Here is a 12,261-nt window from a genome sequence, read left to right on the forward strand (position 1 = left end):
TCAAAATGACACTTGAGAAAGGAGGCACTGGCATGATTGCGCGGAAGCAGTTTACTTCACGCTATGTCATCAGATTACTCGTTGTTTGCCTAGCCTTGTTAACTGGTTTTTTGATTCGCGGGGGCACCAATCATATTCGGGCCGAAACGTCGGCCCCGCTAGAAAAAGAGCTAGTGGTCCATAATTTTGGCTTAAATTATAAAGATCAGCGCGCGCGTAACGATGGTTTGGCAAAAAATGTAGGCTTGATCGATCCTATCGCCAATAGTCAGTTTATTGCTTATGATGTCACTGACGTCTATCGTGACCTAGTTTATCAGAAACAAAATGCTGCTCAAATCAACGAAAACTTACTGAGTTTGCAAGAGGCTACGTTAGATCAAAAGCCTCACTATAAACTGCCACAAACAGATGCAGCTGGTTTGGCTCGGATTATGTTGCCAGAACGATCTGTAGCCAGCTATCAAGACCAGACCAAAGCAGTCTATCTTGTTAAAGCACCAGGGACAGATAAAAAAGCAATTTTGAACCAAAATTTACCGCAAGAAGAAGCGGCATTTCACTTGTATTTTGCTGACTATTACGGCATGAAAAAAGTTCAGTTTAACAGTGTCTACTATGACTATGAGCAGGGTAAATATCTGCCGGCGGTAAATGAGTATTTGCTTGAAAGAGCTGCTGGCGAGTGGTATCAAGGTGTCGATGAACATAATCGACCCATTTATACGCAAAATAAGGCTGAGGCTTATAAATTTACAGCTGATGCCAATGGCTATATCAGTGCGGAATTACCTTGGGCGGCTATGGGCGCAACAGTACACCATTTTCGTGTTTATAAGCTGCAAGCAGGCTTACATGAAGCAAATGCTCGGCCATTGTTACAGATTCATAATGATGGCGTAGACAATTTTAAGTATCGTTCAACCGATGAACTGGGTAACTCGATTGATACCTCTGCAACAGAGGTACCGAATGTAATTTTGTATACGGTACCAACGCCAAAAATCAGCAGTGATTTTGAAGAAATCAAAAATGATGATCCTTTTACCTTTAAAGTACAAATGCCACTGCCATTAGATATTATGAGTCAATCAGATAAACAATTGGTAGTAAAGATTGGATCGGGCTTAGCTTTATGCTCTGATCCTGAAGTACTGAAAATTGTAGTTAAAGATAAAACTGGACAAAAAAAGTATTCAGTTAATGGACGTGTGCAAAGTCTTGAAGAGGGTCAAAACGGATTTAAACTTGATTTTTCGACAAATAGTATCTTCAAAGATGTGGCTCGTGGAGATTATCTGGAGGTGGAATACCGGGCTAAAGAAGCAGATTCTCAGGCAACAAAAAATGCTGATATTACTACGGAAGTAAGCTACGATAATAATTACGAAGATAAAACAACGACGTATACACCAAGAATAATAGGCGCTGTTATTCAAAAACTTAACAGCCGACTTGATGCGTTGCCTGGTGCTGAATTTGTACTTTACCGCCTTAAGGGGGACACTAGAGAATATTATATGCCAGACGCCAGTTGGTCTAGTTCAGCTACGCCAGACCAAGCTAAGAAGTATGTATCTGGAGAAGAAGGTATGATCTATATTATAGATGAACCTAATATGCCAGAAGGAATATATTACTTTAAGGAAGTCAAAGCACCACCAGGTTATATGCTGCTCCCCAATGATGTAGCGCTCAGGTTTCTGGAATATACTTATCGTCAAACAAAGGTTCAACCACAAAACATTAAGAATTTTAAAGAACCGACACGACCTGAATTTGTGGTTCCTGTAACTGGTGGTAATGGTGTGATTTGGCTGTTGAGTGGCAGCATTTTGTTAATCATGGCAGTTGGTATTTACTTCAAAAAACGTAAAATTGATTAAGCTTAGTAAAGCGTAAGTGTCCGTCAAAGGGGGGTGCGTCATGGTCAAGGGAAAACATCGCCGCCGTAAACGTCGGTTTACATTCTTCGATGCCTTGATGCTCTTACTTTTATTAATTGGCTTAGGTGGTTTGATCTATCCTTTCTTTCGTGACGCGGTAAATCGCTCGATCAATCAGCAACTAGTCCAATATTATCAGCGGAAAAGTGACCGCGCCCATGATGCCAAGATGGCTATGAAAAGAAGAACAGCTCAAAAAGAAAACCAGAAATTAGCAGAAAAAAATGCAACGCCACAGGCAGATCCCTTTTCGACAACCAATAAATCAGTGCCGCAGCAAAAGAAACTTTCTTATTATGAACGTCACACGGTTGGAACTTTGCATATTCCTAAATTGAATACTAGTATGCCAATTTTTGATATGACAACCGATCTACTTTTACAACAAGGCGCGGGAATTTTGACAGGGACTTCTCAGCTAACTGGGGGTGTGAATACCCATACGGTTATTTCAGCACATCGGGGGTTATTAAATGCTAAATTATTTACAGACCTACCCAAGCTCAAGAAAAAAGACCGATTTTATATTCATGCCAATGATCGCCGGTTGGCTTATGAAGTGCGAAAAATAAAGGTGATCAAGCCCACGGAACATCAGTACCTGCGAATCGAACATGGGCGTGATAAGGTCACATTAATGACCTGTACCCCTTATATGATTAATTCTCATCGTTTGTTAGTTACTGGCTATCGAATTCCCTATCCTCAAACTAAAGCAAGCACACAAATCAAAGAAATTGACCAAGATCAAGAAGTTGGAGCTTTGCGGCTGGTTGCGATAATTATCGTATTACTGCTGGTAGCGATTGTCTTATGGGCGATTTACTGCCGGGGTCGTCGCTTACAGTTACAATCTAAAATCCAACCTTTTGAATTTCGAAGTTGGCGGAGAATTTAAATTTTAGTTTTATTTTAGACACATAGACGGTGTAGTGCAGAGTCATTGCTGGAGTGATAAGGACTTCAGACAATGGCTTTTTATTTGGCAATATGTCTTGACATGTTGGGTGTTTTCTGTAAGTATTAAGTTTATCAAATATGTCTTGACACTTTGGAGGAAGTATATGATTGCGGAAGATAAACCTGTTTCACAATTAAGTTCACGAAAATTATTGACGGTAGCTGGCTTCGCTTGGCTCTTCGATGCGATGGATGTTGGTATGTTATCGTTTATTTTAACTGCATTACAACGGGAATGGCATTTAAGTGCGGTACAATTGGGCTGGCTTGGTTCAATTAGCGCCATCGGCATGGCGGTTGGGGCGACTGTCTTTGGCGCTTTAGCAGATAAAGCTGGACGGCGTAATATTTTGTTGGTAACTTTATTAATTTTTTCGATTGGGAATGGTATCTCTGCTTTTGTGGGTAGTTTGACGCTTTTTGCTGTACTACGTTTTTTTGTTGGAGCTGGTTTAGGTGGTGAATTACCCGTCGCATCCGCACTCGTTTCTGAAAATGTTGCGGTTGAAAAGCGTGGACGTTATATTGTTTTATTAGAGAGCTTTTGGGCAGGCGGTTGGCTGATTGCTTCAATCTTGTCTTATTTTGTGATTCCAAGATATGGCTGGCGGGTTGCGCTACTAGGGACGATGATCACTGCTGTTTATGGCCTTTTGATGCGCATACACTTACGTCATGCCAATGATCCAGTAAAAAGTGTTACTACGGATACAAAACAAACTTGGTGGCAAAAAATGGCAGCTATTTGGACGGGGCAGTATACGAAACGCACAGTTATGCTGTGGCTGCTTTGGTTTATGATCGTTTTCTCTTATTATGGTATTTTTCTATGGCTGCCGAGCGTTATGGTGGTTCGTGGGTTTGATATTGTGCATAGTTTTGGCTATGTACTGATTATGACTTTGGCCCAATTACCCGGGTACTTCATGGCCGCTTGGTTAATTGAAAAAATCGGTCGTAAAGGGGTATTAGTCACGTTCCTAATTGGGACCGCAATCAGTGCCGCTTTATTTGGCAATGCTAGCAGCACCGCGATGTTAGTATTCTGGGGCGCATTAATGTCCTTCTTTGATTTAGGCGCGTGGGGTGCAACATACGCTTATTCGCCAGAACAATACCCTTCAGAAATACGCGGCACCGGCACTGGTATGGCTGCTGCATTCGGGCGTATCGGTGGTATCGTTGGGTCCTTATTGGTGGGTTATTTATTAACGGCTAAAGTAAGTATTACTTGGATATTCATTATTTTTGCAGCCTCACTGATTGTTGGGGCACTTGCGGTTTTATTTTTGGGTGAAGAGACTAAAGGCAAAACAATTGATTGAATTTAAAACTGCTATTTAGAAGTTAGTAAGTGCTAATGAGTGCCGAAAATGACTGAACAGATCTTGGTAGCGGCATACAGTCAGTCGTTGCTTTGGGCACTGAGGTTAAATTTGTACTAAAATCATTAAAGTGAGATAAAAGTCGTTGTCCCTTTAAATACAGTTAAAAACTGAAAATGTTAGACAATTTTGGCAGAGTAGAAATTCTACTTTGCCTTTTTTGTGTGAAATTTTAAACGTGTGCCAAAAGGCAACAGCCTCACCTAACCGCAAATGGCTCAAATGGAAAACTCACCATTTTTCACAATTCTTGTTAGTGCTCAGGTGTTAAGCGCCTTTTGTCTCACACCCTTCCTACGATTAGTCTCCTGACCCTACGCCTTTAGCACCAAAACGTTATGCATTCTTAATGGGGTGTCATTTCAAAAAGAGCAGCTAGGACTCTAGTAATTTCTGCAGTTGTGGTTTGTTTACCATCAGAAAGCCACTGCAACAATGTGCCAATTGTGCCGCTAACGAAGTAAGTAAAATAATATTCTAGTAAGCGTTGGTCTGTTTCTTTAAAACGTTCTGAAAATTGGGTAATGGCGAAATCGTGTACCTGATCAAAAATCACCTGAATGACCCGACTATTTGGATAATCCGCCAGAATATGTTGCATCATGACTTTTTGTTGTAACAAAATATTGATGAAACTATGGAGCCATTGTTCGATCTCAGTAGAAGTCGTTTTTCGTAAAATTGGTTTTAATTCCGCAATGATCTCATCTTCCAATTCATGATATAAAGCATAGGGATCGGTATAGTATTGATAAAAAGTTCCACGATTGATATCCGCACGTTTGCATATCTCAGTGACGGTAATTTTAGAGAGTGTTTTAGCGGATAAGAGTGTTAAAAATGCTTCTTTAATGGCCGCCTTAGTATAGAGTGTGCGCCGGTTATGTTTAGTTCCAGCCATAATGTCCCTGCTTTCAACAGAATTATAAAAAGTGTTCAATTAATAACGAATCGTTTGATTTTGCTTATTGTACCTGATTATTAGAGAAATTATACTATGACTAGATAATAAAACCAACAGTATGTATGGTTAATGACAGGGTGATGAAATGAGTTTTATTGAAGTGAAGCACGAGTTTAAACGTTATCAAATGGGAGACACGGTCATTGTCGCTAATGATGACATGACTTTTAATATTGAGGCTGGAGAACTAGCAGTCATTCTTGGCCCTAGTGGTGCTGGTAAATCAACAGTTCTAAATATTCTAGGCGGGATGGATCTACCCAGTGCGGGTCAGGTACTAGTGGATGGCGCTGATGTAGCACAGTATTCACAACGGCAATTAACGCAATATCGCCGCTCTGATGTGGGCTTTGTTTTTCAATTTTATAACTTAGTACCTAACCTGACAGCTAGAGAAAACGTAGAGTTAGCTTCGGCTGTGGTTTCTGATGCATTAGATGTTGATGCGGTCATGGATCAGGTAGGCTTGAGCCAGCGAATGAATAACTTTCCCGCTCAATTATCTGGTGGGGAACAACAGCGAGTGGCGATTGCCCGCGCCTTAGCCAAGAATCCTAAAATTCTATTGTGTGATGAACCCACAGGGGCACTGGACTTTGAAACAGGTAAGCAGGTTTTAACATTATTACAGAACGCAAGTCGGAAGTATCATAAGACAGTCGTGATCATCACGCATAATTCAGCTATCGCACCGATGGCTGATCGAATTATTCGAATTAATGATGCTAAGGTTCGTGCGAACGAAATCAATGCGAAGCCGATCTCGGTTGCGGATATTGTCTGGTAGGTGCTGGCAAAAAATGAAAAATATTTATTTTAAATCATTAATTCGAGATATTCGTAGTTCTTTTGGCCGTTTTGTGGCGATCATCTTAATAATATTAATGGGGGTCCTTTTGTTCGTAGGCATTAAGTCTGTGGGGCCAGATTTAACACGAACAGCCGCACAACACTTAGAAACTAGTCACGCTTCTGACTTTCAAATTACAGCTACCACTGGCTTTACAGCCAAAGACCGGCAGGCGATCCTTAAAAAAATGCCACATGCCCAGGTATCTTTAGGAAACCGAGTGCCAATGGTAGAACACAGAAAGCAAAAGAACTTACAAGTTATCAGTTTTGATAAAAATGACTCTCAAGACCATTTGCAATTAGCTGCGGGACATTTCCCGGGAAATAATCATGAAGCCGTCATTGATGCTCAGCTTAGAAAGCTTTATCCTATGGGCACAAAGCTTCGATTTACCAGTAAGCAATTGAAACAGACGACGGTCAAGGTTGTTGGCTATGTCACTTCACCAACCTACATTGATCGCAAGGAACGGGGCATCACGACAATTGGCAATGGTCAACTAGATGGTTTTGTTTATACGCCTAAAACAAACTTTAACATACCAGCGGACAGCACGATGTATATTAGATTGAAGCAGCTGCGTAAATACGAGCCCTTCTCTGATCAGTATCAGTCTAAGAGTGCTACGGCTGCTGAAAAATTGATGCAAATTTTGAACGCTCGGCAACCCATACGTCAACGTGAATTACAACAAACAGCATTGGTACAAGCTAAAGCTAGATTAGCGGCACAAGGGCAACCTGTACCTAACACGGCGGCAATAGATCAGCAATTGCTGCAGCAAATCAAGTTACCTAAAACAGAATATATCTTAAATCAACGCTCAGATAGTCCAGGCTTTAGTGACTATCGCAGTCTAGCCGAGCGGATCGATGCTATTGCTAATGTCTTTCCAGGCTTTTTCTTCCTGATTGCCATTTTGATCACGTTTACAACGATGACGCGAATGATTGAAGAAAATCGCAAAGAAATTGGAACTTTGAAGGCGTTGGGCTATTTTAATCATGAGATTGCTATTAAATATCTGTTATACGCTTTGATCACAGCCACAATTGGGACCACGCTGGGTATTTTGATTGGCAGTAAAGCTTTACCGACCGTCGTCTTCAGCATATTGAAACAGCAATATATTTTCACAGATTACAAGGTTGCCTATTATGGGGGGCCAATCTTGTTGGCAACGGGTGCGGCTATTTTTGCCACAGTTTTTTCAGCACTTTATGTTTTGGTCAAAGATTTACGTGAGAAACCGAGTACGTTACTTTTGCCTAAAGCACCAAAAGCTGGCAAACGCGTTTTATTGGAACGTGTGACACCAATTTGGTCACGGTTATCATTCAATCATAAAATCACGTATCGCAATATTTTTCGCTATAAGGCACGAGACATCCTGACAATTTTAGGGATTGCTGGCTGTACCGGCTTAATGGTGGCCGGATTTGGACTTCGCGATTCAATTGGTGCACCGGCAGATATCCAATTTAGTCAATTAACGAAATATCAAGCGTCAGTCACGTTAAAATCTGGGCAAGATGCAGTTAAACTCAATTCAGTGTCACAATTGTTGACAGATGCATCGACTGTTCAGAGTACGTTGCCAGTGCACAGTGAACAAGTTACTTTGAAGCAAAAAGGGACTACCAAACAGACGGCGACTTTGATGGCCGCAGATCAAGCCGCAAAGTTTGATGCTTACGTGACACTGCGGACGCCACAGCAACATAAATTACGACTGACGAATGCTGGTGCTATTATTTCCCAACAATTGGCAAAAACTTTAGCTGTTCAAACTGGGGATACAATCACGCTCAGAACAACCGCAGGACAGCGGTATCGACTAAAAGTTGCCGGTATTACGGAGAACTATTTGGGACATAATATATATGTCATGCACGCTTATCTAACCAAACAAACGGCCAAGGCGGTCCCATTAAATACTTATCTTCTCAAAACGAAGGTTATGACGCCCAAACAAGAGCACCGCTTGACCCAGCAATTACTGGATTCGGGACAAGTATTGAATGTTAATTTTTTGAGTAAACAAATCAAACTGCAGCGGACGACGACTAAAAGTATCGCGCCAGTTGTTTTGATATTTATTGTTCTATCAGGTACTTTAGCCTTTGTTGTGCTATATAATTTAATGAATATCAATATTTCTGAACGGGAACGGGAATTAGCTACGATCAAGGTGCTTGGTTTCTTCAATAATGAAGTGACCATGTATGTGGTACGCGAAAGTATTATTTTTACAGGGATAGGTATCTTGCTTGGCTTTGGCATTGGGCATCTGCTGCTGCAATTTATTCTTGCACAAGCTTCTTCAGAGCTGATCCTGTTTCCAACGGTCATCCATTGGTCAGGCTATGTGATTTCGGCTGTAATGACTATTATCTTTTCGTTGATTGTGGCTATCGTAACCCACTTTAAGCTCAAACATATTCATATGATTCAAGCTTTGAATGCTAGTGAATAGCTGGTAAATAGAGGAACGTGAGACAAAAGGTGCTCAGCGCCTGAGTACTTACAAGAATTACGATAATGGTTGACTTTCCATTTGAGCCATTCATGGTTAGATTGGGATGTTGCCTTTTGGAACACGTTTAAAATGAAATCGTTTGTAAACAAATACAGGGGCGGTTGAAAGCAAAATGTTAGTTTTGTTTTCAGCCACCCCTGTTAATTATGATTGGGCATGTCTTGTTTTTTACCAGCTATAAGTGTTCACATAGGTGCTATCAATCCATTGATTTGGACCAACTTCATACCAGAGATGCCCATGATCATCAGTTTCAGCAGAATTAATTTTCCAAGCCGTCCCATTTGCTAAATAACGTCCAGATGGGATTTTTTGATCAGTGTAGCCGTCCCATAAAGTAATAGCATCACCGTTGTTGTAATGAACCACGCCATACATACCTGATTGGGCATCAATATTAGTATCGTTAAGTGGAGTATAATGGCTTGGCCATTGGGCATCGTTGACACCGATTGCAGATGTGTAAGCCACATAGCTATTAATCATATTGTTCGTTTGAATGGTTGATGTGCCCGCAAAATCAAGGCTATTATAGACTCGGGTTACACCATCAGTATCTGTCCGCTGGGCAAAGGCGATGCCAACTTGAGTGTACCAGGGATTTAGTAGATTCTTACGATGGCCAAAATCTGTGACACCAACATCGTCATAGTATTGTGTAATCAAACCAATGGCCAGTTGTTCATCACTAGTGATCGGAGTCAGAATATTAGCGCCAGAACGAATGGAAACATTAATTGGTGTCATGGCGATATTTTCGCCAAAGAAGTAATAGCCAATGCTGTGCATGGCTTGACGCTCACTAGTCATATTATGAGCTAAATTGGAACTTACAGCATTTTGGTTAGTGATTTTTTGAGCCCAAGCATCAGTAATGGTCTGATTGTATTGAACTGGTGCCAAGCCGTTTTCTTGACGTAGGTGATTGATTCCGTAAAAGATCAGCGATCTAACATGATCAAAATTAGGTGTATAACGAACCGTCTGTGCTGGTAATGTGTCAGCTAGTACAGCTTGAGGTTGGTTGCTCGGGGGCATTGGTAGTGCATTCATTGAAGAGAGTGCGAAACCCAATAATGCCGGGGCAACTAAATATGCCATTTTTCTCATGACACTCATCTTCCTTTCTTTAGGTGGCCTCCTCTGCAACCGTATTATGAATGAAAAACGCTTACATGAACTGCCGACTATGACAAGATGAGATGCATATAATGATATTTTATTAATGAAAAATGACAAAAAATGCCGAATATCGGTTATTTAATTTTAAAATAGTTAATAAAAATAAAGGAATACAGCAAAAAAGCACTCTCAAAATGAGAATGCTTTTTTGTTATTTTTGAAAGAGAGTGAAACAAGCGGCACTCAGCACCTGAGCCCCTAACAGGAATTGAGAAAAATGGTGGGCTGAGCCATTCGTGGTTAGGTGAGGGTGTTGCTTTTTGGCACAAGGTTAAAATTTAGTCGTTCGCAAACAAACAGAAGGTGAAAACAATACGTTAGTTTTGTCTCGCTCTCAGTAAAGGGCGGTTAAATTACTGGACAAATACTCTGAAACAAGACGGTCTAATAACAGGAAAATACGATTAAAGTCTTCTGGGGTCCCAAAATCTTTCACTTCAATAATATTCTTAGTATCTGAGATACTTGCTGTAATTTCCTTCGTATCAAAGTAGTTAGTGCTCGTTAAAATAGCATCGTATTTTTGACCAGGTACGAAATTTTCCAGTGAGATATTAAAGTTTGCTCGGGTTTGTACTGTTAAACCGTAGATGAGGTAATAATTGATCGATTGTTCGTGGTTGTCATAAAAAGCCAACTTAAATTGTCGTTTGGTATGATTTAGCAGTAATAACAGGATGCTTGTAAAATAATTAACTAAAAAATGGACAATGGTCGGTTTTTTGAACACAGCATCATGGCGTTGTAATCGATGAATCAGGAAGTCTCGGAATTTGGCCTGGCCACTATCAGCAGACCAGAAAATCCCCTTCATTGCTGTGTATAGAAGCTGGTGCCGGCTACCCAAGACGCCAGGCATAAACAGAATATTCCCCAATTCACTAAAGAAGGCATAGCGCAAAAAGTCCCGATGTAATTCTAAATCAAATTTCATATCCAACAGCGCCAAAACTTCATTAGTTGTATTACGAATTTTTTGAACATAAGGTAGATCAGAATTGTATATAATCTGGAAAAATTCACTATTGATTGGCACAACATGCTCAAAAGAAACGTAAACAATGAAACTTAAAACCTCAAAGCCTAAGTGATTCTTTAAAAAGATATTAAAATTTTTACGAAATATTTCAATCAAACGTTGACCATAGTCATACTTTTCAATGTCGGCAATCGAGATCACATCGACATGTTCATTGTGGTCATGAAGATTTAACCGTTGCATGACCACGTTCCAGTAGATTCTCATGGAATTACGAGCAACTTCGGATAGAGGTTCATGGATCAAGGCTTCATAATCAGTAATGAAGTCTTTAAATTGTGGTTGTGAAAGTGTGGTCAGTTTAGGATCAGAATTATTTAGGGTTACAAAGAACTTATAGTAAAAGTGCCGAATATCTATTTCACGGCCATTGATGTGATTATTACGAATAGAAATATCGAATTCGGCGATCAGATGATTAACCTTGTTCATTGTCCGAAAGAGGGTAGATTCACTGATCATAAGATCTTGTTGCATTTTTTGCATGGTAAATGAATTATGCCAGAAAACATAAGCTAAGATTTGATAAGGTAATGAATCACGAATGATCCGGTTTGTGAGTTCTTCCAAACTATAGATAGGATCCATGACAAGTGTGATCGTACTCCGAGTTTCAGTGAGCCCAATATTTTCATCTTGACAAAGATATTTCAAGTTACTATTTAATGACGCAACGTGATCAGAAACCATCCGTTGTGTTGTGTGCATATAGTTGACTAAGATTGATTTAGCAATGGTACCATGATTGTGGAAAATTCGTTCTAACATTTTCACATCAAATAAAGCCTTACTATCAAGTAGATCCTCCTTATCCACTACAGTCACTATCCTTCCCATGAATGTGAACGGTGTATTAAATGATCATCTGGTAGGCATAACGTTTGCCATTTTCGTGGGGTAAATAAACGATACCTTGATATTGAAAGCCAGAAATTTTGATCACTTTTTGCATGGCTAAATTATCTGGATGCGTATCGATTCTAATATCATGATAACCCAAATTAACTGATTCATTAACTAATCCGCCGATAAATTTCCGTGCATAACCACTATTCTTCTTAGTGGCATCTACAGCTACACGGTGCAGTGAAATATAACGCGCATCAGCGCTTTTGAGCCACTGGCCTTCTTCAATCGCTTCGTAAGCAGCGTCAATTTCAGTTGTTAAGGCGGCCGTAGCTACTACTTCACCATCAGCCTCTAAGACGTAAGCAATACCCTGTTCAATATCAGAATGAATTAAGACGTCGTCAGGGCTATCGGTACCTTGCCATTGAGGAATGCGCCGTTCTGAAAGTAGGACCTTCGCTTGCTCAATAATTTCCATAATTTTATCAAAATCGTTGACAGTTGCTTTTCGGAAAACAAGACTCATTTTTTAAAAAACTCCTTT

Annotated in this window: 9 protein-coding genes; 5 read left to right on the forward strand and 4 right to left on the reverse strand. The window is 40.3% G+C overall.

From position 1 onward, the window contains the following. Nucleotides 1-32 precede the first annotated feature (32 nt). The 3 genes from FHQ08_RS07215 (at nucleotide 33) to FHQ08_RS07225 (ending at nucleotide 4,231) form a co-directional block, all read left to right on the forward strand. Nucleotides 33-1,886 (forward strand): SpaA isopeptide-forming pilin-related protein, encoded by a 1,854-nt coding sequence (locus tag FHQ08_RS07215; protein ID WP_230913732.1) that lies wholly within the window; start codon nucleotides 33-35, stop codon nucleotides 1,884-1,886. Nucleotides 1,887-1,926: 40 nt separating this feature from the next. Further along, nucleotides 1,927-2,844 (forward strand): class C sortase, encoded by a 918-nt coding sequence (locus tag FHQ08_RS07220; RefSeq protein WP_230913733.1) that lies wholly within the window; start codon nucleotides 1,927-1,929, stop codon nucleotides 2,842-2,844. A 166-nt stretch (nucleotides 2,845-3,010) separates the two neighbouring features. Then, a complete protein-coding gene (locus FHQ08_RS07225; protein WP_269073895.1) occupies nucleotides 3,011-4,231 on the forward strand; it encodes an MFS transporter in 1,221 nt (406 codons plus the stop codon). Nucleotides 4,232-4,637: 406 nt separating this feature from the next. On the opposite strand, the gene FHQ08_RS07230 is transcribed toward FHQ08_RS07225, so the two are convergent. After that, complete coding sequence (locus FHQ08_RS07230; protein ID WP_230913734.1) at nucleotides 4,638-5,192, reverse strand: TetR/AcrR family transcriptional regulator; 555 nt, start codon at nucleotides 5,190-5,192, stop codon at nucleotides 4,638-4,640. 148 nt (nucleotides 5,193-5,340) lie between these two features. On the opposite strand from FHQ08_RS07230, the gene FHQ08_RS07235 reads away from it, so the two are divergent. After that, nucleotides 5,341-6,042, forward strand: coding sequence for an ABC transporter ATP-binding protein (locus tag FHQ08_RS07235; protein WP_230913735.1), 702 nt, complete (start codon nucleotides 5,341-5,343; stop codon nucleotides 6,040-6,042). A 13-nt stretch (nucleotides 6,043-6,055) separates the two neighbouring features. After that, on the forward strand, nucleotides 6,056-8,584 hold the full coding sequence (locus tag FHQ08_RS07240) for an ABC transporter permease (RefSeq protein WP_230913736.1): 2,529 nt from the start codon (nucleotides 6,056-6,058) through the stop codon (nucleotides 8,582-8,584). A 231-nt stretch (nucleotides 8,585-8,815) separates the two neighbouring features. Here FHQ08_RS07240 and FHQ08_RS07245 read toward each other — a convergent pair whose 3' ends face one another. The 3 genes from FHQ08_RS07245 to FHQ08_RS07255 form a co-directional block, all read right to left on the reverse strand. Next, a complete protein-coding gene (locus FHQ08_RS07245) occupies nucleotides 8,816-9,757 on the reverse strand; it encodes a CAP domain-containing protein (protein WP_230913737.1) in 942 nt (313 codons plus the stop codon). Between the two features lie 406 nt (nucleotides 9,758-10,163). Next, the gene (locus tag FHQ08_RS07250; RefSeq protein ID WP_230913738.1) at nucleotides 10,164-11,693 is read right to left on the reverse strand and encodes a helix-turn-helix domain-containing protein; all 1,530 of its coding nucleotides are present in this window, start codon (nucleotides 11,691-11,693) and stop codon (nucleotides 10,164-10,166) included. A gap of 28 nt (nucleotides 11,694-11,721) precedes the next feature. Beyond that, nucleotides 11,722-12,243 carry a GNAT family N-acetyltransferase gene (locus tag FHQ08_RS07255; protein WP_230913739.1) on the reverse strand — a complete coding sequence of 174 codons (522 nt, stop codon included), beginning with the start codon at nucleotides 12,241-12,243 and terminating at the stop codon, nucleotides 11,722-11,724. Between the last annotated feature and the right edge of the window lie 18 nt (nucleotides 12,244-12,261).

The organism is Agrilactobacillus fermenti (assembly GCF_021030645.1).
Taxonomy (GTDB): Bacteria; Bacillota; Bacilli; order Lactobacillales; family Lactobacillaceae; genus Agrilactobacillus; species Agrilactobacillus fermenti.

Excerpts from the sequence above, each read along its gene's own strand:
- FHQ08_RS07215 (WP_230913732.1), top strand. The coding sequence starts at position 33 with ATGATTGCGCGGAAGCAGTTTACTTCACGCTATGTCATCAGATTACTC.
- FHQ08_RS07220 (WP_230913733.1), top strand. The coding sequence starts at position 1,927 with ATGGTCAAGGGAAAACATCGCCGCCGTAAACGTCGGTTTACATTCTTC.
- FHQ08_RS07225 (WP_269073895.1), top strand. The coding sequence starts at position 3,011 with ATGATTGCGGAAGATAAACCTGTTTCACAATTAAGTTCACGAAAATTA.
- FHQ08_RS07230 (WP_230913734.1), bottom strand. The coding sequence starts at position 5,192 with ATGGCTGGAACTAAACATAACCGGCGCACACTCTATACTAAGGCGGCC.
- FHQ08_RS07235 (WP_230913735.1), top strand. The coding sequence starts at position 5,341 with ATGAGTTTTATTGAAGTGAAGCACGAGTTTAAACGTTATCAAATGGGA.
- FHQ08_RS07240 (WP_230913736.1), top strand. The coding sequence starts at position 6,056 with ATGAAAAATATTTATTTTAAATCATTAATTCGAGATATTCGTAGTTCT.
- FHQ08_RS07245 (WP_230913737.1), bottom strand. The coding sequence starts at position 9,757 with ATGAGAAAAATGGCATATTTAGTTGCCCCGGCATTATTGGGTTTCGCA.
- FHQ08_RS07255 (WP_230913739.1), bottom strand. The coding sequence starts at position 12,243 with ATGAGTCTTGTTTTCCGAAAAGCAACTGTCAACGATTTTGATAAAATT.